Annotated in this window: 22 protein-coding genes; 6 read left to right on the top strand and 16 right to left on the bottom strand. The window is 67.7% G+C overall.

The features are described 5' to 3' along the window. Positions 1-256: 256 nt before the first annotated feature. From hslU to dksA, 4 genes are all read right to left on the bottom strand, one after another. Positions 257-1,594 carry an ATP-dependent protease ATPase subunit HslU gene (hslU, locus tag BM004_RS01335; RefSeq protein WP_093210820.1) on the bottom strand — a complete coding sequence of 446 codons (1,338 nt, stop codon included), beginning with the start codon at positions 1,592-1,594 and terminating at the stop codon, positions 257-259. A gap of 2 nt (positions 1,595-1,596) precedes the next feature. Then, positions 1,597-2,142 carry an ATP-dependent protease subunit HslV gene (gene hslV / locus BM004_RS01330; protein WP_093126143.1) on the bottom strand — a complete coding sequence of 182 codons (546 nt, stop codon included), beginning with the start codon at positions 2,140-2,142 and terminating at the stop codon, positions 1,597-1,599. A gap of 126 nt (positions 2,143-2,268) precedes the next feature. Next, on the bottom strand, positions 2,269-3,987 hold the full coding sequence (locus BM004_RS01325) for an STAS domain-containing protein (protein ID WP_093210818.1): 1,719 nt from the start codon (positions 3,985-3,987) through the stop codon (positions 2,269-2,271). Between the two features lie 45 nt (positions 3,988-4,032). Then, on the bottom strand, positions 4,033-4,656 hold the full coding sequence (gene dksA, locus BM004_RS42450; RefSeq protein WP_093126148.1) for an RNA polymerase-binding protein DksA: 624 nt from the start codon (positions 4,654-4,656) through the stop codon (positions 4,033-4,035). Between the two features lie 762 nt (positions 4,657-5,418). Between dksA and BM004_RS01315 the strand changes: the two genes are divergently transcribed. Beyond that, a complete protein-coding gene (locus BM004_RS01315; protein WP_256219744.1) occupies positions 5,419-6,933 on the top strand; it encodes a YdgA family protein in 1,515 nt (504 codons plus the stop codon). A 75-nt stretch (positions 6,934-7,008) separates the two neighbouring features. Here BM004_RS01315 and BM004_RS01310 read toward each other — a convergent pair whose 3' ends face one another. The 6 genes from BM004_RS01310 to dapF all read right to left on the bottom strand — a co-directional run bounded on the left by BM004_RS01310 (position 7,009) and on the right by dapF (position 12,736). Then, positions 7,009-8,073: a CobW family GTP-binding protein gene (locus tag BM004_RS01310; protein WP_093126154.1), complete on the bottom strand. Its 1,065-nt coding sequence runs from the start codon at positions 8,071-8,073 to the stop codon at positions 7,009-7,011. A 196-nt stretch (positions 8,074-8,269) separates the two neighbouring features. Continuing rightward, the gene (locus tag BM004_RS01305; protein ID WP_093210815.1) at positions 8,270-9,496 is read right to left on the bottom strand and encodes a class I SAM-dependent rRNA methyltransferase; all 1,227 of its coding nucleotides are present in this window, start codon (positions 9,494-9,496) and stop codon (positions 8,270-8,272) included. A gap of 10 nt (positions 9,497-9,506) precedes the next feature. Continuing rightward, positions 9,507-10,556 (bottom strand): tyrosine recombinase XerC, encoded by a 1,050-nt coding sequence (locus BM004_RS01300; RefSeq protein ID WP_371268828.1) that lies wholly within the window; start codon positions 10,554-10,556, stop codon positions 9,507-9,509. Then, positions 10,531-11,166 (bottom strand): YdcF family protein, encoded by a 636-nt coding sequence (locus BM004_RS01295; protein WP_093210813.1) that lies wholly within the window; start codon positions 11,164-11,166, stop codon positions 10,531-10,533. The genes BM004_RS01300 and BM004_RS01295 overlap by 26 nt, the downstream gene beginning before the upstream one ends. After that, on the bottom strand, positions 11,163-11,864 hold the full coding sequence (locus BM004_RS01290; protein WP_093126165.1) for a DUF484 family protein: 702 nt from the start codon (positions 11,862-11,864) through the stop codon (positions 11,163-11,165). Before BM004_RS01290 ends, BM004_RS01295 begins: the two co-directional genes overlap by 4 nt. Beyond that, on the bottom strand, positions 11,861-12,736 hold the full coding sequence (gene dapF, locus BM004_RS01285; protein ID WP_093210811.1) for a diaminopimelate epimerase: 876 nt from the start codon (positions 12,734-12,736) through the stop codon (positions 11,861-11,863). The genes BM004_RS01290 and dapF overlap by 4 nt, the downstream gene beginning before the upstream one ends. Before the next feature lie 73 nt (positions 12,737-12,809). Between dapF and BM004_RS01280 the strand changes: the two genes are divergently transcribed. Then, positions 12,810-14,207, top strand: coding sequence for a DUF4303 domain-containing protein (locus tag BM004_RS01280; RefSeq protein WP_093210809.1), 1,398 nt, complete (start codon positions 12,810-12,812; stop codon positions 14,205-14,207). Here the strand turns inward: BM004_RS01280 and BM004_RS01275 are convergent. From BM004_RS01275 to BM004_RS01255, 5 genes are all read right to left on the bottom strand, one after another. Next, positions 14,204-14,830, bottom strand: coding sequence for a 2-hydroxychromene-2-carboxylate isomerase (locus BM004_RS01275; RefSeq protein WP_093210807.1), 627 nt, complete (start codon positions 14,828-14,830; stop codon positions 14,204-14,206). The two genes, BM004_RS01280 and BM004_RS01275, sit on opposite strands and share 4 nt — an antisense overlap. Positions 14,831-15,022: 192 nt before the next feature. Continuing rightward, positions 15,023-15,775 carry an anti-sigma factor gene (locus BM004_RS01270; protein ID WP_093210805.1) on the bottom strand — a complete coding sequence of 251 codons (753 nt, stop codon included), beginning with the start codon at positions 15,773-15,775 and terminating at the stop codon, positions 15,023-15,025. After that, positions 15,772-16,296 carry a sigma-70 family RNA polymerase sigma factor gene (locus BM004_RS01265; protein WP_093210804.1) on the bottom strand — a complete coding sequence of 175 codons (525 nt, stop codon included), beginning with the start codon at positions 16,294-16,296 and terminating at the stop codon, positions 15,772-15,774. The genes BM004_RS01270 and BM004_RS01265 overlap by 4 nt, the downstream gene beginning before the upstream one ends. 114 nt (positions 16,297-16,410) lie before the next feature. Then, complete coding sequence (locus tag BM004_RS01260) at positions 16,411-16,986, bottom strand: DUF3455 domain-containing protein (RefSeq protein WP_093210802.1); 576 nt, start codon at positions 16,984-16,986, stop codon at positions 16,411-16,413. Positions 16,987-17,118: 132 nt separating this feature from the next. Beyond that, positions 17,119-19,590, bottom strand: coding sequence for an acetamidase/formamidase family protein (locus BM004_RS01255; RefSeq protein ID WP_093210800.1), 2,472 nt, complete (start codon positions 19,588-19,590; stop codon positions 17,119-17,121). Positions 19,591-19,757: 167 nt separating this feature from the next. Here BM004_RS01255 and BM004_RS01250 point away from each other — a divergent pair, with 167 nt between their 5' ends. The 4 genes from BM004_RS01250 (at position 19,758) to BM004_RS01235 (ending at position 23,443) form a co-directional block, all read left to right on the top strand. Beyond that, positions 19,758-21,230, top strand: coding sequence for an acetamidase/formamidase family protein (locus BM004_RS01250; RefSeq protein ID WP_093210798.1), 1,473 nt, complete (start codon positions 19,758-19,760; stop codon positions 21,228-21,230). A 284-nt stretch (positions 21,231-21,514) separates the two neighbouring features. Further along, positions 21,515-22,516: a M35 family metalloendopeptidase gene (locus tag BM004_RS01245; RefSeq protein WP_093210796.1), complete on the top strand. Its 1,002-nt coding sequence runs from the start codon at positions 21,515-21,517 to the stop codon at positions 22,514-22,516. Positions 22,517-22,529: 13 nt separating this feature from the next. Then, on the top strand, positions 22,530-23,036 hold the full coding sequence (locus tag BM004_RS01240) for an OmpA family protein (protein WP_143120465.1): 507 nt from the start codon (positions 22,530-22,532) through the stop codon (positions 23,034-23,036). 17 nt (positions 23,037-23,053) lie between these two features. Further along, the gene (locus tag BM004_RS01235; protein WP_143072392.1) at positions 23,054-23,443 is read left to right on the top strand and encodes a hypothetical protein; all 390 of its coding nucleotides are present in this window, start codon (positions 23,054-23,056) and stop codon (positions 23,441-23,443) included. Positions 23,444-23,623: 180 nt separating this feature from the next. Here the strand turns inward: BM004_RS01235 and BM004_RS01230 are convergent, their stop codons facing one another. Beyond that, a complete protein-coding gene (locus BM004_RS01230; protein WP_256219742.1) occupies positions 23,624-24,964 on the bottom strand; it encodes an MFS transporter in 1,341 nt (446 codons plus the stop codon). Positions 24,965-25,116: the final 152 nt, after the last annotated feature.

Genomic DNA, 25,116 nt, shown 5'->3' with positions numbered 1-25,116 from the left:
GTGTTGGGAGTGCTGCAGCACCCGAAAGAGGCACTACCCGCACTTTTTCCCACTTAACTGCACTTTTTTGCACTGTAGCAGGAAACACTTAGGAAGCAACTGGCCGTAGGTGGTATTTTTTGTAATGGAATCAACAACTTAGCGCCGATTCCAAATCCTTGGAATCGGCGAATTTCGTTGAGAATGAACTACTTAGCTCACGCAGTGAAAGTGATGCGTGAAGCATTGCCCCGTAACAGAGGCAATGGAAGCGGCTTCAGAGAATGAAGCGCGAAAGGTCTTCGTCGTGACTTAGTGCCGCAAGGCGCTCGTCGACATAGGCGGCATCGATGCGGATCGATTGCCCTTCGAGACGGGTCGCGTCGAAGCTTACCTCATCCAGCAAACGCTCCATCACGGTCGACAGACGGCGTGCGCCGATGTTCTCCGTGCGCTCGTTCACCTCGAAGGCGATGGCGGCCAGGCGATTCACGCCTTCGGGCGTGAACTCGAGCGTCACGCCTTCGGTGGCCAGCAGCGCCTGGTACTGCTTCACGAGCGACGCACGCGTCTGCGTGAGGATGCTTTCGAAGTCCGCCACCGAAAGCGACTGCAGCTCCACGCGAATCGGAAAGCGCCCCTGCAGCTCGGGGATCAGGTCGCTCGGCTTGCTCAGGTGGAACGCGCCGCTCGCAATGAACAGCATGTGGTCGGTGCGCACCACGCCGTACTTGGTGGTGACCGCCGTGCCTTCCACCAGCGGCAGCAAGTCGCGCTGCACACCCTGGCGCGACACGTCGGAGCCCTGCGCCTCGCTGCGCGTGGCGACCTTGTCGATCTCGTCGATGAAGACGATGCCGTTCTGCTCCGCGTTGGTGATGGCCTGCGCGCGGATCTCGTCCTCGTTCACCAGCTTGGCGGCTTCCTCGTCGACCAGCAGGCGCATCGCCTCGGAGATCTTGAGCTTGCGCGTCTTGCGCTTGCCGCCGCCCATCTGGCCGAACATGCCGCGCAGTTGCTCGGTCATTTCCTCCATGCCGGCCGGGCCCATGATCTCCAGCGGCGCACGCGTCTCGGCGAGGTCGAGTTCGATCTCCTTGTCGTCGAGCTGGTGCTCGCGCAGCTTCTTGCGAAAGGCCTGGCGGGTGGTGTTGTTGCCGTCGGCGGCAGGGGTGCCGGCGGCGCCGCCATCGGCCCCGCGCGCGGGCGGCAGCAGCACGTCGAGGATGCGTTCCTCGGCCGCGTCCTCGGCGCGCGCGCGCACCTTCACGCTCTCCGATTCGCGCGTCTGCTTGACGGCGATTTCGGCGAGGTCGCGGATGATCGAATCGACGTCCTTGCCCACGTAGCCCACCTCGGTGAACTTGGTGGCCTCGACCTTGATGAAGGGCGCATCGGCCAGGCGCGCGAGGCGGCGGGCGATCTCGGTCTTGCCCACGCCCGTGGGGCCGATCATGAGGATGTTCTTGGGCGTGATCTCGTGGCGCAGCTTGTCGTCGACCTGCTGGCGGCGCCAGCGGTTGCGCAGCGCAATGGCCACGGCGCGCTTGGCGGCGGGCTGCCCGACGATGTGGTTGTCGAGCTCGGAGACGATTTCCTGGGGGGTCATGGACATGGTCAGAGCGCTTCCACCGTGTGGTTCATGTTCGTGTAAATGCAGATTTCTCCGGCGATCCCCAGCGATTTGCGCACGATCTGCTCGGCCGAGAGCTCGGTGTTCTCGATCAGCGCCTTGGCCGCCGACTGGGCATACGCGCCGCCCGAACCGATGGCGATCACGCCGTCTTCGGGTTCCAGCACGTCGCCGTTGCCGGTGATGATGAGCGAGGTGGTCGCGTCGGCCACGGCCAGCATGGCCTCGAGCTTGCGCAGCACGCGGTCGGTGCGCCAGTCTTTCGTGAGCTCGACCGCCGCGCGGGTCAGGTGACCCTGGTGCTTTTCGAGCTTGGCCTCGAAGCGCTCGAAGAGCGTGAAGGCGTCGGCCGTGGCGCCGGCAAAGCCGGCGAGCACCTTGCCGTGATACAGGCGGCGCACTTTGCGCGCGGTGCCCTTGATGACGATATTGCCGAGAGTGACCTGCCCGTCCCCGCCAATGGCGACCTGATCGCCTTGGGGGGTCTTGCGGCGCACGCTCACGATGGTGGTGCCGTGAAACTGTTCCATCGCAGCCATCTGGGGGTGCGGGGATGCAATGCAACCCCCTTGTTACGACCCGAATCCATTCCGGAACCACCGCGCAACCGGCCGGGCCGGGCCGCTGGTGCGGCCTCCGAAGAGGCCCGTGAAGGGTCAGTTCTTCCTGACCGTCACCGTGGCGTGATCGGCGATGCCGACCAGGTTGAACAGGGCGGCAATGAGCCTGTGCGCATCGACGAACTGCACCCGCTCGCCATTGGCGTCCCGCGCGCGCACCCAGCTCAGCAGCGTGCCGGCGGCGGCCAGGTCCATGCGCAGCAGCGCGGCGCATGAAATGACCGGCGCGGTGGTGTGCCGCAGGTCGTTGTCCAGCCGCTGCCACGACGACAGCGACTCGCCCCGCAAATCGCCCGCCAGCGCGGCAAAGCCGGTGTCGTGCGACGGGAAGCTCTCCGAATCGCCGCCGACCGACAGCAGCGACCACACCGAGCTGGAGCGGCTCACCGGCGGCGCGGCCAGCGCGGTGCATTCGCCGCGCGGGTCCTGCCACGACGGCGGGGACACCTCGTAGGTGATGCAGTAGTTCAGCGCCACCAGCTCGAAGTCGTCGGGCAGGTGCATCAGCCGCAGCGCGGCCAGGTGCAGCTGCCACCACACGTCGTCGGTGCCGCGCTCGTTGTTGGGCGCCGCCTCCGACAGCACGGCCAGCAACTGCGCCGAACCCATGAAGCGCAGCTGCACGGGCGAATCGGACCAGTGGTTGAACAGCACGCGCAGCGGCGCGGCCGCCTCGGCCTCCACCGCGGTCAGTGCGCGCCAGTCGAGCGTCCAGACCGATCCGGCCTTCGACAGCGCGCGCGTAAGTTCCATCAAGCCATCGCGCGCCAGGCGCGGCGGGCAGGCCCAGTCGGCATGGGCACCGCCGTCGGAAGCCGCACCGGCCTCCTCGCTCGCGGTGACGGCCTTGACGCTGCGCGCGAGCTCCTCGAGCGAGACCCAGTCGGGCCCCATGCGCCGCATGCGCTGGGCGAAGCGCATGCGGGCCGACGCGAACTTCGCGGCGTCGCCCGTGGCGCGGTACAGGTCGAACAGGGCGCGCCAGCGGCCGTCGTCGCGCTCGGCGGCGGGGCCGTTGTCGGTGTCGTCGGGCGAGGCGCTCTCGGAGGCCAGCGCCTGCAGCAGAACCGCTTCGGCGCCGGTGTCGTCGCCGTGCGCAAAGCGGATCACGGCTTCTTCGAGCGCGCTGTCGTGCGCCAGGCGCGAGGACATCAGCGGCGCACCGCTGGCCGGCACGGAAGGCTGGTCGAAAGCGTCGGCGGCTTCAGCCACTTCGGCATGCGCGGGCGACACGGCTGCCGCGGGCGCGGCGGGCGACATGGGCACCGCCACGGCGGGCGCACGCTGCGCCGACTCCTCGGGCAGGTCGTCGGTGTGCACGGGCGGCAGCGTCTCGGCGCCGGCGTCGGGCGGCGGGCTGACCAGGGTTTCGCCGTTCGGCCCCCTGCCCTTCCACCACTGCTGCGACATCTGCTCTTCGATCTCGTCGATCTTCTTGAGCGTGAGCGCGCGGCCCTCGTGTTTTCCGGAGGCGCTGTTGGGATTGAAAGAAGACGGCGTTGCCGTCGCCTCGAAGGCGTGGGCGGCGGCTTCGCGCTGGCGCAGCTTGCGCAGCATGTCGAACTCGCGCCGGCGCACGAAATCGTTGCGCTGGCGCCGCTCGATCATTTCCTTCAGCATCTCGCGGCTGTAGGTCTGATCGGGCAGCGAGGAGTCCGATGCGGAAGGCGCATCCAGCTCCGACCAATCCTTCAGGGGATTGCGGACAAACTTGGCCACCTTGGAGAGCAGGCGGCCCGATTCTTCCTTGGCCATGCGGTGAAGACTATCGAACGAAAAGTGTCCTGGGCTTGCGTTCGATCAATCCCCGAACATCTTCTGCTTGAGTTCACGGCGCTGTTGCGCCTCGAGCGACAGCGTGGCGGTCGGGCGGGCCAGCAGGCGGCCCACGCCGATCGGCTCGCCGGTTTCGTCGCAGTAGCCGTAGTCGCCGGCGTCGATGCGCTGGATCGACTGCTCGATCTTCTTCAGCAGCTTGCGTTCGCGGTCGCGCGTGCGCAGCTCCAGGGCGTGCTCTTCCTCGATGGTGGCGCGGTCGGCCGGGTCAGGCACCACCACGGTGTCTTCGCGCAGGTGCTCGGTGGTCTCGCCGGCGTTCTCGAGGATGCCGCGCTTGAGTTCTTCGAGCTTCAGGCGGAAGAACGCCATCTGCTTGTCGTTCATGTACTCGTCATCGGGCATGGCGATGACTTCGGCGTCGCTCAGCTCGGCGGGCGTCTTGGTCTTCCAGTTGTTGGCCAGCTTGGGATCTTTCTTGACGGCCAGCGGCGGCGGCGGCACCAGCGCGTTGGAAGGCGCCTGCGAGAAACTGGACTTGGCCGCGGTCGAGGCCACGGATTGCGGCATCGAGGGAACGGTCAGTTGCGACAGCCGGGACACGCGGCCACCACGCGCGGGAGCGGGCGTGGCGGTTTGAGCGGGCATCGAGGGTGTCGCCGGGGCGGAAGTGGAGGCGGCAGCCGTTTTTTTCATGGGACTCGAGGGGACGGAAGGAACGGCAGCAGGGCGGCCGACGGGTTTGGATGACGATGGACCCGCGCCTGCGGTCTTGGTCGCAGCAGTTGCAGGCTTGGCGGACTTCTTTGTCGCAGCGGTCTCGGCCTTGGCCGTGGGTGCTGCGGGCTTTTTGGATGCGCTTTTCTCCTTCGCGTCGGAGTCATGTGCCGCGGAAGAAACCTTCCTTGCCGCAGGTACAGCCTGCTTCGCAGCCGGCGCCTTCTTGGCGGCGGGCTTGGTGGCTGGCGTGGCCTTTGCGGCGGGTGTCTTCACGGTGACTGGCTCCTTTGACGAACTGGAACGCGCTTTCACTGGGTGTCTCCTCCCATCGAGACCTCGGCAGCCTTCAGGCCGCACGGGGTCTCCGTTGTCGGGGTGCCCGCCAGTGACGAACCCCGGGGTTATACCCCCGAAAGCCCGCCAGAAACGTGCGGCGCCCCGTGCCGAAAGTCACATCTTGTCCATGCGGACCGGACATGGCTGGCGGAACAGGCGCGCGATTGTATAGAGAACTCGCCAGCGCGGGCGATGTCTCTGCATGCCGGCCGACCCGACGGGTAATTTGCCCGGCAACTCCGTTAGCATCGCCCGGCGTTGTCGGAGGAGGCAACGCGGGCCCGGCGCCTGGCTGTGTTTGTCCATACGGCGGCGGGGGCCTATCCGATCATTCGACATAAAAGAGAGAAAGCCTTGAGCAAGAAAGCAGTTTTGGGAGTCCTGGCCGCGGCCATCGCGGTGGCCTACGGCGGCAGCACCTGGTGGGCCGGGTCGCAGGTCAAGTCGCGCTACGACACCGCGCTCGACGAGTTGCCGAAGCAGACCGCGCTGGTGCGCGTGACCGAGCGTCAATACGAACGCGGCTTCCTCGGTGCCGTCAGCACCGTGACGCTGGAAATCGGCTGCGCCACCGACGCCACCGCCACCGCGCAAACCCCGGCCAAGCCGGCGAAACCCGAGGGCGCCGAGGAAGAAGAGTCGGACGAAGACGAGGCGCAAGCCGACGCCACCCCGTCCAAGCCGCTGCGCATCACCTTCCGCGACACCATCCGCCACGGCCCGCTGGCCGGCGGCTCGCTGGCGGCGGCCACCATCGACAGCGAACTGGTGCTCGACGACAAGACGCAGGCCCAGGTGAAGAAGCTGTTCGGCGACGCCAAGCCCCTCACCGCCCACACCAAGGTCGGCTTCGACGGCGGCTTCACCACCGACATGACGGTGGCGCCCGCCCAGTTTTCCGAGGCCAGCAAGGGCAAGTTCGCCTGGCAAGGCGCGCAGGTGCACATGGTCGTGAACGCGGCGCGCACGCAGGTGCGCTACGACCTCGCCATGCCCGGCATGGACTTCAGCGACGCGCGCACCGGCACGACCATGAAGATGGGCAAGCTCACCGCAAAGTCCGACATGGACAGCAGCGCCGGCTGGTTCCTGGCCACGGGCAAGACCGAGGGCAAGCTCGACACGCTGGAGCTCGTCGTGAAGAAGACCGGCGGCCCGCTGGGCGCCGAAGCCGTTCCGGCCGACACGCCGCCCAAGGTGGTGGCCACGGTGATGCTGCAGGGCCTGGACCTGCTCGGCGAGGCCAGCATCAAGGACGGCCTGTACACCTCCAGCGGCACCGTCAAGGGCGCCGGCAAGATCGGCGAGACCAGGATCGACAAGTTCGAGCTGACCAGCAGCGCCCGCCACATTCACGCCGCGACCTACAAGAAGGTGGCCGATGCGTGGATGCAGTCGAGCGCGGCCAACGGCTGCGGCAAGGGCGGCAGCAAGGCCGCGCAAGCCGCCATGAAGGCGATGGCCGACCAGTTGGCCCCCGACCTGAAGGCCATGGCCAAATACAGCCCCGAAGGCGGCGTCGACAGGATGCTGGTCGAGATCGACGGCAAGCGCGGTGAGGTCAGCTACATGGCCGGCATGGCCGGTGTGACCGATGAAGACCTGCAACTGCCCGGCACCGCCTTGCTGATGAAGCGCGGCGTGCTCAAGGCGAATGCGCGCCTGCCGATGAAGTGGCTCGAGAAGATGGCCGAGACCGGCGCCCAGACCGGCCAGACGCCCCCGCCCGAAATGGTGGCCGGCCTGGTCGAGCAGAGCGAGGAAAAGGGCTACGTGAAGCGCGACGGCGACGACGTGACCGGCCAGGTCGAGTACAGCGACGGCAGCCTGAAGATCAACGGCAAGCCGCTGGGCGCCCTGGGCAACTGAGCCGCGGCCTCCCCATGAAAAAAGGCGCTGACCGCGAGGCCAGCGCCTTTTTTCCTTCTGCGCGGGCGCTTCAGCTCAGACCAGGCACTGCTCCAGCCCCTGCTCCAGGATCTCGCGCGGCAGCTCGATGCCGATGAACACCATGCGGCTCTGGCGCGCCTCGTCCTTGCCCCATTCCGGGCCCAGGTCGCTGCCCATCAGCTGGTGCACGCCCTGGAAGATCACCTTGCGCTCGGTGCCCTTCATGCTCAGCACGCCCTTGTAGCGCAGCATGCGCGGGCCGTAGATGTTCACGATCGCGCCCAGGAAGTCTTCCAGCTTGGCGGGGTCGAACGGGCGGTCGGCCTTGTAGACGAAGCTCTTGACGTCGTCGTCCGTGTGGTGGTGATGGCCGTGGCCTTCGTGCTTGTGCGAGGGGTGGTCGCAGGCCTCGCCGGGCGCGTGGTCATGGCCCGCATGGTCATGCCCATGGTCGTGGTCGTCTTCCTTCAGGAAGTCGGGGTCGATGTCCAGCTTGGCGTTCAGGTTGAAGCCGCGCAGGTCGAAGATGTCCTTCAGCGGCACGTCGCCGAAGTGCGCCTTCTGCTGCGGCGCGCGCGGGTTCATGTGCTTCAGGCGGTGAATCAGCGCCTCGGTCTCCTCGGCCGACACCAGCTCGCTCTTGCTGATGAAGATCTGGTCGGCAAAGCCCACCTGGCGGCGCGCTTCCTGGCGGTCGTTGAGCTGCTGCGGCGCGTGCTTGGCGTCCACCAGCGTCAGGATCGAGTCGAGCAGGTAGCTCTCTGCGATCTCGTCGTCCATGAAGAAGGTCTGCGCCACGGGGCCGGGGTCGGCCAGGCCGGTGGTCTCGATCACCACGCGGTCGAAGTCCAGCAGGCCCTGGCGCTTCTTGGCGGCCAGCATCTGCAGCGCTTCGCGCAGGTCTTCGCGGATGGTGCAGCACACGCAGCCGTTGCTCATCTGCACGATCTGCTCTTTCGACTCGGTCACCAGGATGTCGCTGTCGATGTTCTCTTCGCCGAACTCGTTCTCGATGACCGCGATCTTCTGGCCGTGGGCTTCGGTCAGGATGCGTTTGAGCAAGGTCGTCTTGCCCGAGCCGAGGAAGCCGGTGAGGATGGTCGCGGGAATGAGGGCCATGGGGGAGTTGCTCCGGAAGCGGAAAACGGGGAAATGGGGACGAAAGAAAGGCGCGGGAAGGCTGAAAAGACCTGCCGGGCAGTTTAGCCAATGCCACTGAGTTGCGTTGGCGGCAGGGTCAAGGGCCCTTCGAGCCCCTCTCGAACGCCCTTTGAGCCCCCTGCAAAAGACCGCTCAAGCCGCCGTCAATACCGCGTCAAAGCGGTTTGCGCACCACCACCAGCCCCTTGAGGTACTCGCCCTCGGGAAACTCGATGGTCATCGGGTGGTCGGGCGCCGCGCCCAGGCGCTCGGCAATGTAGCCGTCCACGCCCGCGTCCAGCCCGGCCGAGGCCACGATCTTGTGGAACAGGTCGGCGCTGATGCCGCCCGAGCACGAGAAGGTCAGCAGCACGCCGCCCGGCTCCAGGATCTTCAGCGCCAGCCGGTTGATGTCCTTGTAGGCCCGCGCGGCGCGCTCGGCATGCGCCACCGTGGGCGCGAACTTGGGCGGGTCGAGCACGATCGCGTCGAAGGTGCGGCCCTGGTCGACGAACTCGCGCAGCATCGTGTTGACGTTGGCGTCCAGGAACTCCGCCTTGATGCCCTGCCCCTCGAAACCGTTGAGCGCCAGGTTCGCGCGCGCGCGCTCCAGCGCGGGCAGCGACGAATCGACCGACACCAGCTCCGCGCCGTCGAGCGCGCCGGCCGCCTTCAGCCCGGCCAGCGCCGCCACGGTGAAGCCGCCCGTGTAGCAGAAGCAGTTCAGCACGCGCCTGAAGCGCCGGTGCTGCGCCAGCTCGGCAAAGCGCTGGCGGCTGTCGCGCTGGTCGAGGTAGAAGCCGGTCTTGTGGCCGGTGGCGATGTCCAGCGACAGCGTCCAGCCGTGCTCGCGAATGGTGATTTCCGTCGGCCCTTCGCCGCGCAGCCAGCCCGTCACGGGCTTCAGGCCCTCGCGCTCGCGCCCGCTGGCGTCGGAACGCTCGTAGAGCCTGGTGAGACCGGTGGCCGCGAGCAGCGCGTCGGCCAGCGCGTCTTTCCAGCGCTCCACGCCGGCGGAAAGAAACTGCGCCACCAGCACGCCTTCAGGACCGCTGCCGTAGCGGTCGACGATCAGCCCCGGCAGGCCGTCGGCCTCGCCGTGGATCAGCCGCACGCCGTCGCTCTGCAGGTCGAACAGCCCGCGGGCGTTCACGGCGCGCGCGCACACCGAGGCCAGAAAGGCCGCGTCGATGCGCTGCGTTTCCACGAAGCTCCAGGCCCGCGCGCGGATCTTGGAGACCGGGCTGAACGCGGCCCAGGCGAGGAAGGCGCCGTCGTGGGATTCCACGCGCACCGTCTCGCCCGAGTCGGCGCCGCCGCGTGCAATGGCGGATTCGAAGACCCAGGGGTGGCGGCGCTGCATCGAGCGCTCTTTGCCGGGTTTGAGGCGAAGGGTTTTCATTGGGATTGGCTTACTTGTCGTTCTCGGGCTTGGCCTTGGCGCGCGGGTGTGCCGCGTCGTAGGCCTTGGCCAGGTGCTGGAAATCCAGCCGCGTATAGACCTGCGTGGTCGTGATGCTCGCGTGGCCCAGCAGCTCCTGCACCGCGCGCAGGTCGCTGCTCGATTGCAGCACGTGGCTGGCGAATGAGTGGCGCAGCATGTGCGGGTGCACCGGCGCGGCCAGCCCGGCCTTCAGGCTGCGCTCGCGCAGCAGCTTCCACACCGCCTGAGACGACATGCGCGTGCCCTTGCTACCGATGAAGAGCGCGGCCGCGGCCTGCGGGTCGCGCATCTGCGCCACCGTGATCGAAGCGCAGTCGCCGCGCACCGCCAGCCAGTCGCGCACCGCCTCGGCGGCCTTGCTGCCCAGCGGCACGATGCGGCGCTTGCCGCCCTTGCCGAGCACGTTGGCGTCGAGCGCCTCCAGGTCGATCCAGCCGCGCGCCGTGCCGCTGGGCTGCGCGTCGAGCCCCGTGAGCTCGCTCACGCGCAGGCCGCAGCCGTACAGCACCTCGACGATCGCGCCGTCGCGCGCCTCGGTCCAGGGGTCGGCCTCGGGGTCGTACAGCTCGGCCAGGCGCACCGCGTCGTCCACGCCCAGCGCCTTGGGCAGCGGCCGGCCGGCCTTGGGGGCGTGCACATCCTGCACCGGGTTGAAGCCGATCAGGCCCTCATGGCCCAGCCAGCGGTAGAAGCTGCGCCAGCACGACAGCACCAGCGCAATGCCGCGCGGCTCGCGGCCCGAGGCATGCAGCTGCGCCATCCAGCGGCGCACGTGGGCGGTCTGCACGCGGTCGAGCGACAGCTTGGCCTCGGCCACGTTGTCGGTCAGCGATTTCAGGTGGAAGGCGTAGAGCTCGAGCGTGCGGGCCGCGAGCCGGCGCTCCACGCGCACGTGCTCGAGGTATTTTTCGATCCAGCCGGAGGCGTCGGGTGCTGCCGGGAAGGGCTGGGCCGCCGGCAACGGCAACGGCAACGGCAACGGCAACGGCGATTCAGAAGAGGAGGCCACGGAAGGCATTGTTCACGATGGCTGCCGGCTCGCGCAATGCACCCTTCGACAAAGGCCCCAGCGCGTTCCAGCACGACGTGGGCGCCGCCGCGTACTGCACGTCGAAGCTCCGGTCGAAACCGCTCATCTTCACCAGCCGCTCGATGCGCCACAGGTGAAACGGCTCCGACACGATCACCACGCTGCGCACGCCGGCCGCCAGCAGCATCGGGCGCGACAGCGACAGGTTGAGCCGCGTCGAGGTCGAGGCCGGCTCCAGCAGCATCGGCCCGGCAAAGCCCGCCGTCACGGCGCGCTCCTTCATGGCCGTGGCCTCGGTGCGGCCGTCTTCGGAATCGACGCCGCCCGAAAAGGCGAGTTGCCGCACCAGCCCGGTCTTGGCCATCGCCACCGCGGTATCGACCCGCCCCGCCAGGCAGGGGTGCGGCTTGCCGTCGAGGTAGGCGCGGCTGCCGAGCACCAGTGCCGCGTCGGCCTGGCGCTGCGGCGGGTGCGCGAGCAGCCCCTGGGCATGCCACCAGATGAAGGCGCCGATGGCCACGTAGGCCAGCACACCGGCCAGCAACCCACCGGCCAGCACGACCTGCCAGGGCCGCCGCAACCAGCGCGGGCGCTTCAAGGACGCAGCCGCGAAAGTCCGCCCGAGGCCAGCTCGGCAATGCGCTCGAGAAAGTCGGTGCCCATCTCGGCGTTGAAGCGCTGCGCGTCGGGCGACGCCAGCACCAGCATGCCGAAGGCCGGCGACTCGGCGTCGGCGCGCAGCGGAATCAGCGCGATCGACATCGCCGCCTGCGGCTCGGGCAGCCAGTTGGCCGCTTCGAAGCCCGCGTTGAGCCCGCAGTACGGCGAGGTCAGCGAGGTGGCCAGCGCCTTCACGTCGTCGCTCACCCACTGGGCATAGGCCTCGTTCAGGTATTCGCTGCTGCAGTCCCACACCTTGATGGCCGTCTGCGGCACCAGGAACAGCGACTGCAGGTCGACCGCAATGCGGTACGGCAGGCTGCGCGGGTCGCGCGTGGTCAAGAGGCCACTGGTCCAGCGCTGCAGGCGGTCGGCAATGACCACGTTCTCGGTGCCGTGGCGCACCATGTCCATCAGGCGATGCTCCAGCGCCTTGATCTTCTCGCGCAGCATCTCGGCCTGGCGCTCCTGCAGGCTCACGGCGCGGTTGCCGTGCGGGCTGGTGAGCTGCACCTGCGCCAGCAGCTGGGCATGGCGCTCGAAGAAGTCGGGCGTGTTCGCCAGGTAGTTGGCGATGTCGTCTTCGGTGATCGGGTTCATGGCGTTGGCGTCGTTGTTGTTCGTGAAAGTGGTCATGGCAGCTCGGGTACCTCGATGTCGCCCTCGAACACCGTCGTGGCCGGCCCCGTCATCAGCACCGGCTGGCCTTCTCCCTGCCACTCGATCGTGAGCACGCCGCCGTGCGTCTGCACATCGACCCGCCGCTCCAGCAGCCCGAGCCGGATGCCCGCCACCACCGCCGCGCACGCGCCCGTGCCGCAGGCCAGCGTTTCGCCGGCGCCGCGCTCGAACACCCGCAGCTTGATGTGCGAGCGGTCCACCACCTGCATGAAGCCCGCGTTCACCCGCTGCGGAAAACGCGGGTGATGCTCGATCTGCGGGCCCTGCTCGGCCACCGGGGCGGTGTCGACGTTGTCGACCACCTGCACCGCGTGCGGGTTGCCCATGGACAGCACCGCTACGGAAACGATAGCGCTGCCCGCACGCGTACCCAGCGCAAGGTGCCACTTTTCCCATGAACCGTCGGGCTGCGCGTCGAGCCCGGCGGGGTCGAAAGGCACGCGTTCGGGTTCGAAGACGGGGGCGCCCATGTCCACGGTGACGCGGCCGTCGGCGCCCATGCGCGGCGCAATCACGCCGGCCAGCGTCTGCACGCGCACCTCGGTCTTCTCGGTCAGCTTGTGTTCGCTGACGAAGCGCATGAAGCAGCGCGCGCCGTTGCCGCACTGCTCCACCTCGCCGCCGTCGGCGTTGTGAATGACGTATTGAAAGTCGATGCCCTCGGCCGGCGAAGGCCGCACCGTGAGGATCTGGTCGGCGCCGACGCCGAAATGGCGGTCGGCCAGAAAGCGGTACTGCGCGGCGCTGAGGCCCAGCGTGCCGCGTGTTTCGTCCAGCACGACGAAATCGTTGCCGGCTCCCTGCATCTTGGTAAAGCGGATTCGCATCCCCGGGATTATCGCCACCGGCACCGCCCTTTACGATCGCAGGCCCAAACGAAACCCCAAGGGAGAGGCCTGCATGAGTCACTGGAAAGCGCTGGAACCGCTGATCGTCGAGGATGCGCTGCGTGCGCTGCGCGAGTTGCTGGCCGACAACCCCGACGACCAGTTCTACGTGGCCGCCTTCCACGGCGTGTACCGCGAGCGCGACGGCACCATCAGCCTGCCCTCGCTGGGCGCCAACACCGTGGCCGCGCGCGAAGACGAAGAAGAAGCCTCTGGCGACTTCTGGGACGCCGACTGGAACCCCGCCGACTGGGACCACGAACTCGTCGACTTCGAGAGCGACGCGCTCAACCAAGTCGCCGGCGCGGCCGACAAGGCCGCCCGCCAGGCCTCGCGCGCCGGCTGGCTGCAGGCCGAGAAAGACTGCTTCGACATGCTGGTGAGCGCCTCGCAGAAGGTGCGCGAGGCGCTCGGCGACTCGCCCCACGCATCCCAGCTCACGCCCGATTTCGTCGTGTTCGTGCACGACGAGGAATATGCGACCGACCTGGCCCGGCGCTGCATCGGCGACAAGGCCTTCTTCCGCCTCTTTCCGGACGAGAAAAAGAAAGACCGCGAACGCCAGCGCGTGGCCGCCTTGCCCGAGGCCGAACGCATCGACTTTCTGGTGGGCCGCCTGCACCGCAACGACGGCGCCATCGGCTCCGAGGAAGCCACCGAACAGCTCTGCGCCATCGGCGCGCCTGCCGTGCCGGCGCTGCTCGCGCGCATGGACCACGGCAAGAGCAGGAGCAAGCACGGCTGGGACGGCGCGATGCTGCTCGGGCGCATCGGCGCGGCCACGCCCGAGGTGCTGGACGCGCTGAAGACCCAAATGGCCACGTCCCGCGACGAGCCTGGCCGGGCCTGGGCCACGCGGGCGCTGGCGTATCTCGGGCAAAGCGACTGGCTGCTGGTGCAACTCGAACAGGCAGAGGGCAACGAAACCGATGCCGCCAGGATGGCCATCGAAGGCCTGTGCGCGCCCTACTCGTCGTTCCGCGACCCCACGCCGCTGCCACTGGACTACCGGACGCTCGAGGCGCTGCTTGAAGGCCCGCCGGCCACGGTCGGCCTGGTGCTGGACATCCTGCGCCCCGGCAGCGGCTACTGCGAACTGCGTGCGGGTGAGGTCGACGAAGCCCTGCGCGGCCTGGCCTCGCCCCACGCCTTCGTGCGCCGGCATGCGGCCAGCCTCTGCTGGGAGCGCGGGCTGGGCGATGCCATCGGCCAGCGCCTGCTGCCCGTGCTGGCCGAGCGCCTAGCGAAAGACGACAACGCCGACGTGCGCTGGCAAGCCGCCCGCAGCATCGGCTACTGGAAGGCCGCCGGCCAGCCGTGGCATGCGGCGGTGGAGCACGCGGCGCTTCACGACACCGACGAGCGCGTGCGAACCGCCGCGCAGGCGGTGCTCCAGGGCGACGACTACTAGGCTGCGCGCAGCTTGTCCAGCGCCCGGTCCAGGAACGCCAGGCGGTCCTGCCCCCAGAAGCGCTCGCCGTTCAGGATGAAAGTGGGCGCGCCGAACACGCCCGCTTCCACCGCCTCGGCGCTGTAGACCCGGTAGGCCGCCAGCGTCTCGGCCGACTGCTCCAGCGCCTGCAGCGAGGCGCCGTCGTAGCCGTTCTCGATGGCCACGGCAATGCGCACGTCGGCCTGCGAGGTGTCGCGCTCTTCCGCCCAGAGCGCGCGCAGCAGCGCATGCGAGAGCGGCTGCGCGTCGAGCCCCTTCAGCTGCGCGGCAATCACCATCCAGCCGGGGTACTTGTTCCAGTTCGGGTCGCTCGGCGCACCCTTGGGGTAGTGCGCGGGCGCCAGGTTCATCGGCATGCCGAGGTACTCGCTCCAGCGCGCCAGTTCCAGCGCGTGGTACGTGCGGCGCGGCTCGGGCCGCGTCTTCAGCGGAATGCCGCCGGTCTGCGGCACCACAGCCTGGAAGTCGTAGGGCTTGAGCGTGAGCCGCACGTGGTGGCGGCGCACGATGTCCTGCAGTTGCGGGCCGCCGAGGTAGGCCCAGGGCGAGGAGAGGCTGTAGTAGCAATCGAGGGCAATCATGGGCGGATTATCTGCAGTGCCCGAACGTCCGCGATGTCAGCCATGTGCCCGAGGTTTTTGCCTCTCTCCCTCCCCTCCCGGGGGAGGGCGGGGGTGGGGGCACGCGGCGTATCCGGTGGGCGCTCTGCCTGCCCCCATCCCGGCCTTCCCCCGGAAGGGGAAGGAGCGACTCAGAACGCCAGAAGGCTTCCGCTACAGCACCTTGACCGCGCGGCCGATGAACTGGATCGGCCCGGTCGGCCGGTCGATCGGCGAGCCGTTCTCGGGCTCCAGCGTCAGCTCGAACAGCTGGTTGGCTTCCAGCGGCGGCAGCTTGTCGATCGGAATGCGCAGCGTCTGGCCCTGCTTCACCAGGCCCAGCGACACCGGGCCGCGCCACTGGTCGGCCTTGGTCCAGAACTGCAGCGTCTTCTGCGGCGGCACCTCGAAGGTGCCCAGCGGCACCAGGCTCAACTGACGCGACGAACTGGTCTGGATCACCCAGCCCGGCGCCTTGTCCTGCGGCGCCACCAGCACCACCATGTACTGCGGCGTGGGCAGCGGGCGCGTCACCATCACGGCCACCATCAGCGCGGCGGCGGCGAAACCGCCGGCGGCCAGGCCGCGCCAGAGCTGCAGGTTGTTCCACCAGCCCGACAGGCCCGACGCACGAGACGCGCTCGGCTGGACCTTCGCCGATGTGGCGCCCGTCACCGGCCCCAAGGTTCGTTCGATGCGCGTCCACAGCGCGGGCGAGGGCTCCGCCGGCGCGGCCAGCGACGTCAGCGGCAGCAGCCGCGCTTCCCAGCCCTGCACGGCGTCGTGCAGCGCGGGCTCCGTGCGCATGCGCTCTTCCACCGATGCGCGTGCGCTGGCCGAGAGCGTGCCCAGCACGTACTCGCCCGCCAGCGCGTCGATGTCTTCGAAATGGTTGTTGCCGTTGTTGTCGCGGCCCGTCGTGCTCATGCCATGCACTCCCGCAGCGCGCGCATGCCGCGCTGTATCCACGACTTCACCGTGCCCAGCGGCGTGTTCAGCCGCTCGGCAATCTCGCCGTGCGAGCAGCCTTCCACGTACGCATACAGGATGCAGTCGCGCCGCGCCGGCTCCAGCCCGCCCAGGCAGCCTTCGAGCTTGCCCAGGTCGGCGCGCAGCTCGAACGGGTCGCCCGCCGAGGCATACGCCGCGAGCGAGGCCTGGTCGTCGATGGCCTCGGCCGCGTCTTCGCTCACATGCACCTGGCGCGCGCCGCTGCGCACCATGTTCAGCGCGGCGTTGCGCACCACGCTGTAGATCCAGCCGCGGCCTTCGCCGCGCGCCGGGTTGAAGGTTTCCGCGCGCTGCCAGATGCTGATGAAAGCGTCGTGCAGCACGTCTTCGGCCTGCTGGCGCTGGCGCACGATGCGCAGCGCCACGCCCATCAGGTAGCGGCCCTCGCGCTGGTACAGCTGCTGCAGGGCCTGGCGGTCGCCGCGGGCGCAGGCCATGAGGGCGGCGTCGTAGTCGAAGGGGTCTGCTGCGGGCAAGGTAGGCGGCGGCGGGTTGGACAAGGGCCCGATGGTAGTCGGACCCGCCCGCGCCGCCGCGCATTCACCCCCGGATCAGGACGCCTTGTAGAAGATGTAGTCGGCCTGGTACTGCACCACCTGCTTCTGGCCCTTGGTGGCCGTGGTGCATGGCATGGCCGCCGGTGCCACGCCGCCTTGCAGGGCCACGCGCTGGATGTAGGTCACGCCCGTCATCGCGCCCGAGCCCATGGCCGGGTTGGCCTTGACCAGCTGGAACGGCAGGCTGGTGGGGCCCGAGGGCGCGACGGCCAGTTGCGTGGCGGTCAGCTTGGAGCCGTCCATCGACTCCCAGGTGGCCGGCGGGCCGTAGTACTTGCCGACCTGCTTGCCGCTGCGGTCCCACAGCTTGGCATCGGGGCCGACGAACACCCACTCGGTCTGGCCGGGGGTGTTGGCCTTGTCGCGGCATTCATAGGTGATGTCGCCCTTGCCCACGGTTTCCATGGCGACCTTGTTGCCGGCCGGCACCTGGATGGTGGGCGGCAGGCTGGACTGGTTGAAGGCGGGCGCCATCGAGCCCGAGGACATCGAGCCGCAGGCCGCCAGGAAGGCGGCGGCGGAAACGGCGCCGAGCACGGCGATAGAGCGGGTGGAACGGGAGGTGTGCATGAGATTACTCCTGGGGTTGTAGAGGGTCAGCAGCTCCTCGCTGCTGAAGGGTCTACACACCAGGGGTGCGTTTGGATGCAGGGGGTGCAAAAGAAATTTCAAGGCACGTGCACGGGCCGCCCTGAAAAGCGCTCACCCCGCCAGGTCAGCAGGAAACAGCGCCTTCTTGATCACCGCGTGCACCCCCCAATTCCCATCCACCACCTGCGTCACGGCAAAGTCCACGGCCACCGAAATCAGCGACACCGCCTCGTCTTCATCCAGCGAATGCGCCTGCATCAGGTAACGGCGCGTCTTGTTGAACGCGTCCCGCATCGCCCCTTCCAGCGACGACTTCTTGTAGATCTGCGCCTGTGCGTCCGCCCCCAGCTCGGCCAGGTGATTCGCAAAGCTGAAGCCCTGCACCACCCATTCGGTCTCGGTTTCCAGGAACGGGTAGTTCAGCTCCGCCAGGAACCCGCCCTCGATCTGCGAGCGCTTGTGCAGCACCAGCTGGAACACCCCCGTCAGCGAACACTCGATGGCCGTGCCGCACAGCTCCGAGTCGCCCTGCGACGCATGCGGGTCGCCGGCCGAGAACAGCGCGCCTGGCACCGACACCGGCAGGAAGAGCTTGCTGCCCTTGCCCGCGCGCCAGTTGTCCAGGTTGCCGCCGAAGTAGCCCGGCGGAATGGAGTCGACCAGCCCCGCCTCGCGCGGCGCCACGGCCAGCATGCCGAAGTGCGGGCGCAGCGGCACGCGGGCCTTTTCGAGCACGCCGAAGCGCTTGACGATGCTCTGGGGATCGACCGGCACGCCCGGGTAGTCGATGGTGTCGTGCTTCACGCCGAAGGGGTCGGTCTGCGGCGTCCAGCGGAAGTTGTAGACCGCGCGCGCCACCGGTGCTTCGGGTGCGCCGTTGTCTATCTCGTAGATGGTGACCACCTCGCGCTGCTTCGGCTCGGTGATCTGGTCGCGGTAATGAAAGCCCCACCACGCCGCCGCGTTGCTGCCGAAGATGCGCCCGTGAAACGCCGCGCTGCAGCTCGGCCGGGGCTGCACGTCGAGGATGCGGATTTCGAGCACGTCGCCCGGCTCGGCATCGTGCACGTACACCGGGCCGGTGCAGATGTGCACGCCGAAGCCCTCGCCCGCGCCGCGCCCGAAGATCGAGGCGTCCATCGGGCCTGCGCCGCGACGGTCGACGGCCTTCTTGTCGGCGGTCCAGTGGAAGACGCTCTCCGCGCCGGGGTCGCCGTCGATCATGCGTTCGCGGTCGTCGCTGGCGTGCTGCGTGAGCGTCTCGATGGTCACCACGTCGCCCGAGCGCACCGAAATCACCGGCTTCAGCGAGCGGCTCAGGTAGCCCCAGTGCACCGTCTTGTCGGACACGGGCAGGTAGTAGTGGTTGGGCGTGGTGCCGTCCGCAGTGGAAGCTGAAGCTGAAGTGGAAGGCGAAGCCGAGCGCTTCGGCGTCAACGCCAGCGCCACGGCGTAGCGGGCGTGGTCGCGCAGCAGCGCCTGAAAAGGGCTGTGCGGCGTGCGTGCCGGCGCGGCGTCCGCGGCCGGCTTGACCTCGCTGCCCTTCAACGGCCGCCCGCGCTGGTCGTGCAGCGCATCGGCCTGCGACAGCGGCTGCGCGCGATAGGCCTTCGGCGACACCCCATAGCGCGCCGTGAACGCCCGGCTGAAATTGGCCGCATCGCCAAAGCCCCACCGAAAGCACAGCGCCGAAATCGTGAAGTGGTTCAGCGCGCGGTTGGCCAGGTCGAGCTTGCAGCGCTCCAGCCGGCGCTCGCGCAGGTACTCGCTGAAGCTGGTCGCGCCGACCTTGAAGAGCTTCTGCAGGTAGCGCGTCGACAGCCCCTCGACCCGCGCGACGCTCTCGATGGACAGCTCCGCGTCGCCCAGCCGCGCCTCGATGGTGCGGCAGATGCGGCGCAGGTGACTCAGTTGCACCGAGGTCGGATGGTCCGATGGCTCGGCAAGGTCGGCCGGCCCGTTCACATCGTCGGCCTCGCGCGACAGGCACGTGACCAGCAGGTCCGTCAGCGTCGCTTCGACCGAGAGCAGGTCGTCGCGCCCCAGGTGGTCGATCTGCTCGGCCAGCGATTCGGCCATCGTCAGGCACATGGCGCCGACGCCGTGCGCGGGCGTGATGCGCTTGGCCTCCGCGCTGCAGGTGCGCACCAGCCGCAGCAGGAAGCTCGCCGACTCGAACTTGACCAGCAGCGCGCGGCAGTCGGTGCGCAGGTCGAGCCGCCACGGTTGCGCGGGGTCGAGCAGCACGGCGGCGTTGGCGGTCAGCGCGACCGATGCGCCCTGCTCTTCGAGCACGCCGCTGCCCTTCAGCAGCACGAACAGCAACACCGCGCGCCCCGAATGCCGCGCATTGCCGCCATCGGGCACCAGCACCAGCGGCGACGACGCGAGCCGCACGAACACCGAGTCGAGCGTGGAGCTGCGCGACGACACATGCCCCGCGAGCGGCGGCAGCCCCTGCCCTGCAGCAGAAGCAGCAGCCTCGCTGCGCACCAGCGCGCGGGCCAGCACCTCGTCCAGCGCGGACTGGCGCAATGCCTCGGGAAAGGCGTCGGTAGAAAAGCGTCGAAGGTCGTCCAGCATCAGGGCTGGACTATGACCGCGCCGGGCGCCGGCATGCAAGGCATTCGCCCGCCAATCGCCCCACTGCGGCCGCGCTACAAGTTTTTGTGCGCCTGCCGACAAGGCCCAAACGCCGCACCGCTTAGAGACTGGGCCGCACATCAACCGGCTTTCAAGGAGCGCCCCGAATGACCACCCCCAAGTACGACCACATCTGCAGCCCGACCTGCAGCCACGGCGCCTCGCCCGCCGAAGAAAAGCTCATCAAGGAAGAGTTTCAGGTGGCGCGCCGCTCCTTCCTGCGCGACGCCATGGTGGTCGGCGGCGGCGCCGTGTCGGCCGGTGCGCTGACCGGCGCCATGGCGCCAGGCAAGGCATTTGCCCAGGGCGCATCGAGCGCGCAGCCCGGCAGCAACATGGCCAGCCACTACTACATTCCCGCCGCGGCCAACACCGTGCTGTGGGGCTACTTCAGCAAGATCGCCACGCCGGTGGTGGAGGTGGAGTCGGGCGACTACGTGACCATCGAGACCCTCACCCACCACGCCAACGACGACGCCGAGCGCATGGTGCAGGGCGACGCGGGCGCGGAGAGCGTGTTCTTCTGGGACAAGCAGCGCAAGGGCGTCAACCGGCGCGGCGCCGGCCCCATGGACGCCAAGAACGGCGCGGGCGGTGGCCAGGGCGTGCACATCTGCACCGGCCCCGTGCGCGTGAAAGACGCCGAGCCGGGCGACATTCTGGAAGTGCGCATCATCGACGTGGTGCCCCGCCCCTCGGGCAACCCCAAGTACAAGGGCCGCGCCTTCGGCAGCAACGCCGCGGCCAACTGGGGCTTTCATTACGGCGACACCCTCACCGAGCCCAGGAAGCGCGAGGTGGTCACCATCTACGAGGTGGACGTGACCGGCGAGCGCAACTGGGCACGCGCGGTCTACAACTTTCGCTGGACGCCGCAGACCGACCCGTTCGGCGTGGTGCACCCGACCATCGACTACCCCGGCGTGCCGGTGGACCACCGCACCATCAGCAAGAACGAGAACGTGCTGAAGAACATTCGCGTGCCGGTGCGCCCGCACTTCGGCACCATTGGCGTGGCGCCGGCGGAGGCCGACATGGTCAGCTCCATTCCGCCGAGCTACACGGGCGGCAACATCGACAACTGGCGCATCGGCAAGGGGGCGACGATGTACTTTCCGGTGGCCGCGCCGGGCGCGATGTTCACCGTGGGCGACCCGCATGCCTCACAAGGCGATTCGGAGCTGTGCGGCACGGCCATCGAATGTTCGTTGACGGGCACGTTCCAGCTCATCCTGCACAAGAAGGCGAGCCTGCCGGGCACGCCGCTGGCCGAGCTGCGTTATCCGCTGCTGGAGACGCAGGACGAATGGCTGCTGCACGGTTTCAGCTATGCCAACTATCTGGCCGAGCTGGGGCCGGATGCGCAAAACCAGATCTTCAAGAAGTCGTCGGTCGACCTGGCGCTGAGGGACGCGTATCACAAGATGCGGCACTTCCTCATGACGACGCAGGGGCTGGGGGAGGACGAGGCAATTTCGTTGATGTCGATTGCGGTGGACTTTGGCATCACGCAGGTTGTGGATGGCAACTGGGGGGTGCATGCGCTGGTGAAGAAGAGCATTTTTCCGGCGCGCGGCTGATTTTTTTGGGGCGCGTTTTCAGGGCGCGTGTTCAGGGCGCCGGGTGCTCCCCTCCGCGAATGTCCCCCGCTTCGCTCCTCCTTTATTTCGCTGCGGGGAGCACCCGGTGCCCTGCTCACGTGGGGGCGCTGCTGGTGTGCTGCCGCTGGTTTGGGAGCTCTGAGCAACGCTTGTTTCGCTGAAACTTGTTCGGCGTGAGAAATTTCTGACCGGTTGACACTGGGCCACAGTGTCATTGGCCGAGTCCTTCTAGAACCCCCAGACCACAACTGGGAGGTTCCAAGATGATGCGAAAAATTCTCGTGGTCGGCGATCCGCCGGCACCCGGCGGCCGCGTGCTGCCCTACGCCGGCCCGATGTTCGATCTGTACGGCCACCGGGCTGCGTTGATAGGCGGCAGGGCCTACTGCGAAGGCTGCAACAGCGTCGGCATCATCGCCAAGGCCGGAGGACCGCGAAGGCCGCGGTTCATATCGGAGGTGGCGCTGGAAGGTGACGTGGTGGTCTGCCACTGCCCGGTGCCACAGCCACTGCTTTCGGTGCTGCAGCAGTCTTCTAGCTACGAGGATGACGACGCGTACGCGGTTGAAGTCACCGCAGCCGTGACGGTGCTTGCCCAAAAGGCAGCAATCACCTCGGAGCCCGAAATGGCGGCCTTCAAGAAAACAGTGGACGACGCCGTCACGCATCCACCTGAAGCCGAGCAGACCGAGAACATCTGCCCGAACATGACCAACAAGGCGTTCTCCGACAGGATGATGGAAGTTCGAGACAGGGCCGTCGAGCTCATCGCAAAGAAACGCCTGCCCGAGCTTCAACGCTGGAACAGTGCCGACCAAGCTCGCGTCGCTCAATGGTTTGGCGAGGCCGACTCGTCCACGCGTGAGTATTTGCGCACTGGCCTCTCTGCTTGCGAACGGGTGTTACGCGGTCTGGAAGGCAAGAATTTCGTCCGCTATTCGCTGACGGCCTTGAAGCACGTGGGATGCAGCATCGAGCACCCGACAGGCGCCGTCGCCGCTGTCTGCAAACCCGACATTCAAACGCGCACCATCGCCATTCACATCGACTTCTGCGAATTGCGGCGGACGTCCGACATGTTCGACTCCCAGCTATCGACCCTCGTGCACGAAGTGACGCATTTCGATGACACCTTCAGCAGCCTCGACACCATCTATCAGCTCCGCGAGTCGCTGCAAGCGGTGAAAACCAAACCAAAGAGCGTGAAGACCAACGCCGATAACATCGCCGGCTATGTCGTGTGGGGAGAACCGTATGCAGGCTAGATTCGTGATCCCGATGTTCCTGATCCTGGCTGCGGGACAAGCGACCGCGTGCAGCCACATCGTTCAGACCCAAGTGAGTTTCGAGGTCGGTTCGGCGGAACTTGACCGCTCGCAGATCGTCAAGCTCTCGCAGTGGCTGAACCGCTCCTACGCATCTTTCTCTACATACAAAAGCATGTCCATAGAAACCGGTGCTTCCGGGCGCATTCCGGGCAAGGCAAAGGCGCTGGCCGAACGGCGTGCCATCCACACAAGAAGAGCGCTGGGCATCTTGCTGCGCACCGATCTTCCGGCGGAGGTACACAGTCTGGCGTACCGCTTTCCGAAAAGTCGCAGCGGCGAGAACAACGACTTCGCGTCCATCCAGCTCTACATCAGCCCCGAGGAACTGGACAAGCTGCCGAAGTGCCATCCCGCCGCGGCATCGAAGCCAGAGGCTTCGTCAAGGCCCCCGCAGGAATTGACCCGCGCAGACCGCTCGCCAACATCGTCAATGACTTCGCTGCCCCATCGCCCATGAAGCCCCGCTGCCGCCTGATGCTGATCGCACTCAGCACCCTCTGCCTTGCCGCCTCACCCGCCCACGCCGACGGCACCGTCAGCTTCAAGTCCGACGTGCTGCCGATGCTCAAGGCCAAACCGGCGTTCGAGAAATTCCTGCTCGGCACGCTCCAGGTCACCGATGCGGGTTCAGGCACACGCATCTCTGACCAAGCGATGCCACGGCTCGGCGGCACCCGCATGGGGCCGTACGAGTTCATGGCGACGTGGCATGACGCGAGTGGCGATGTGCCCGTGACGCTCATCGTGCAGACGAACACCCGGTTCCTGGACAGCGCCGGCCGGGAGATCAAGACCGGTTCGCTCAAGCAAGCCGCTCGGTTGCAAGAGACCTTCGACGCCATCCAGATCGAACCCCGCCGCTGACCGCAAAGAGCGCGGCCGCCGTGCCGGCCAATCAAGAGACCGCGCCAAACGCGCTCACGCCGATGGGGTGCCTTGCGCAGCGAAATAAAGGAGGAGGCCGCAGGCCGGGGGACATTCGCGGAGCAAGGTACCCCGTCGGCGTGAGCGCCGCCCTGAACAGCAGCAGCAGCAACAACACCCCTACCCCTTCCCCCGAATCACCTGAGCCAACAGCGTCAACACAGCAAACCCCAGGATCACCCCGACACCCGGATACAGCATCGCCAACGCAGTCCCCGGCGCAATCGCAGCCGTCAGCACCGCCAGCCCACACGCCCCGCCCACCTGCAGCGAACTGTTCAACAGCCCCGCCGCCAGCCCTTGCTCATCGTCGGCCACGCCCGTCGTGCCCGCCACCATCAACGCCGAGATGCTCAGCGCAAAGCCCACGCCCCACAGCAGCGATGCGGGCAACAGCACGCCCCACAAATCAGGCTCCGGCCCCATGCGCAGCATCAGCAGATAGCACGGCACAAAGGCCGACAGCCCCACCATCAGAACCCGCGTCACGCCAAAGCGGCTGATGAGCGCGCCGATCTTCGGGCCCACGACCACCACCATCAGACCCGCCGGCAACAGCACCAGCGCCATCTGCCACGGCTTCCAGCCCTGGATGTTCTGCAGGTACAGCGCCATCAAGAACTGAAACCCCGCCGCTCCGCCATACAGCAGCGCCGCGCTGATGTTCGCCGCCACCAGCCCCCGGTTGCGGAAGATGCCCAGGCGCACCAGCGGCTCCTTCACCGTGCGCTCGATGACCACGAACAGCGCCAGCAACGCCACCGCCACCCCGAACCCGCCCAGCGTGCGCCATGACACCCACCCCACCTCCGGCGCCGACACCACCGTGAACACCAGCAGCAACATGCCCGCCAGCAGCGTGAGCGCGCCGCCCACATCCAGCCTCGGCCGCGGGCCCTGCGATGCGTGCCGCGGCGCATCGGCCGGCACATAGCGCAGCGCGGCCAGCAGCAACAGCACCGCCACCGGAATCGGCAGCACGAAGATGTAGCGCCAGTTCAGCGCCGCCAGCAGCCCGCCAATCAGCAGGCCCGACGAGTACCCCGAGGCCTCGAACAGGTTGAAGATGCCGAACGCCTTGTTGCGCGCCGGCCCCTCCGCGAAGGTGGTCGTCAGCAGCGACATCGCGGCCGGCCCCGTGAAGCCCGCGGCCATGCCCTTCGCGAAGCGCGAGGCAATCAACAGCCCCGCATCGCTGGCAAACACGCCGCCCACCGACACCAGCGCAAACACCGCCAGCCCCACCACCAACACCCGCCTGCGGCCGAACAAATCAGCACAGCGCCCGCCCAGCAGCAGAAAGCCGCCAAACGCCAGGATGTACGCGCTGACCAGCCACTGCGCCGCGGCAGCGCCCATGCCGAACTCTTGCTGAATCTGCGGGATTGCCACCACGATCATCGAGATGTCGAGCCCATCGAGCAGAATCACGCCGCTGAAGATCAGCAGCGCCATCCACATGCGCGCGGGCCAGTGCAGGGGGTCGGGGTGGGTTCCCGTGGCGGCACCGACAGCACCGATAGCGCAGGCGACAGCGGCGCCTTCATTGCAGAGGCCGGGGCCGGGGCGTGCATCGCACGGGGTCAAGCTGGCAGACATTCATTCACTCCAAT

It is taken from the genome of Variovorax sp. OK212 (assembly GCF_900112425.1).
Taxonomy (GTDB): Bacteria; Pseudomonadota; Gammaproteobacteria; order Burkholderiales; family Burkholderiaceae_C; genus Variovorax.
Note: the sequence above shows the minus strand (reverse complement) of the source record. Positions and strands in the feature narration are given on the sequence as shown.

Excerpts from the sequence above, each read along its gene's own strand:
- hslU (WP_093210820.1), bottom strand. The coding sequence starts at position 1,594 with ATGTCCATGACCCCCCAGGAAATCGTCTCCGAGCTCGACAACCACATC.
- hslV (WP_093126143.1), bottom strand. The coding sequence starts at position 2,142 with ATGGAACAGTTTCACGGCACCACCATCGTGAGCGTGCGCCGCAAGACC.
- BM004_RS01325 (WP_093210818.1), bottom strand. The coding sequence starts at position 3,987 with ATGGCCAAGGAAGAATCGGGCCGCCTGCTCTCCAAGGTGGCCAAGTTT.
- dksA (WP_093126148.1), bottom strand. The coding sequence starts at position 4,656 with ATGCCCGCTCAAACCGCCACGCCCGCTCCCGCGCGTGGTGGCCGCGTG.
- BM004_RS01310 (WP_093126154.1), bottom strand. The coding sequence starts at position 8,073 with ATGGCCCTCATTCCCGCGACCATCCTCACCGGCTTCCTCGGCTCGGGC.
- BM004_RS01305 (WP_093210815.1), bottom strand. The coding sequence starts at position 9,496 with ATGAAAACCCTTCGCCTCAAACCCGGCAAAGAGCGCTCGATGCAGCGC.
- BM004_RS01300 (WP_371268828.1), bottom strand. The coding sequence starts at position 10,556 with ATGCCTTCCGTGGCCTCCTCTTCTGAATCGCCGTTGCCGTTGCCGTTG.
- BM004_RS01290 (WP_093126165.1), bottom strand. The coding sequence starts at position 11,864 with ATGACCACTTTCACGAACAACAACGACGCCAACGCCATGAACCCGATC.
- dapF (WP_093210811.1), bottom strand. The coding sequence starts at position 12,736 with ATGCGAATCCGCTTTACCAAGATGCAGGGAGCCGGCAACGATTTCGTC.
- BM004_RS01280 (WP_093210809.1), top strand. The coding sequence starts at position 12,810 with ATGAGTCACTGGAAAGCGCTGGAACCGCTGATCGTCGAGGATGCGCTG.
- BM004_RS01275 (WP_093210807.1), bottom strand. The coding sequence starts at position 14,830 with ATGATTGCCCTCGATTGCTACTACAGCCTCTCCTCGCCCTGGGCCTAC.
- BM004_RS01270 (WP_093210805.1), bottom strand. The coding sequence starts at position 15,775 with ATGAGCACGACGGGCCGCGACAACAACGGCAACAACCATTTCGAAGAC.
- BM004_RS01265 (WP_093210804.1), bottom strand. The coding sequence starts at position 16,296 with ATGGCCTGCGCCCGCGGCGACCGCCAGGCCCTGCAGCAGCTGTACCAG.
- BM004_RS01260 (WP_093210802.1), bottom strand. The coding sequence starts at position 16,986 with ATGCACACCTCCCGTTCCACCCGCTCTATCGCCGTGCTCGGCGCCGTT.
- BM004_RS01255 (WP_093210800.1), bottom strand. The coding sequence starts at position 19,590 with ATGCTGGACGACCTTCGACGCTTTTCTACCGACGCCTTTCCCGAGGCA.
- BM004_RS01250 (WP_093210798.1), top strand. The coding sequence starts at position 19,758 with ATGACCACCCCCAAGTACGACCACATCTGCAGCCCGACCTGCAGCCAC.
- BM004_RS01245 (WP_093210796.1), top strand. The coding sequence starts at position 21,515 with ATGATGCGAAAAATTCTCGTGGTCGGCGATCCGCCGGCACCCGGCGGC.
- BM004_RS01240 (WP_143120465.1), top strand. The coding sequence starts at position 22,530 with ATGTTCCTGATCCTGGCTGCGGGACAAGCGACCGCGTGCAGCCACATC.
- BM004_RS01235 (WP_143072392.1), top strand. The coding sequence starts at position 23,054 with ATGCTGATCGCACTCAGCACCCTCTGCCTTGCCGCCTCACCCGCCCAC.
- BM004_RS01230 (WP_256219742.1), bottom strand. The coding sequence starts at position 24,964 with ATGTGGATGGCGCTGCTGATCTTCAGCGGCGTGATTCTGCTCGATGGG.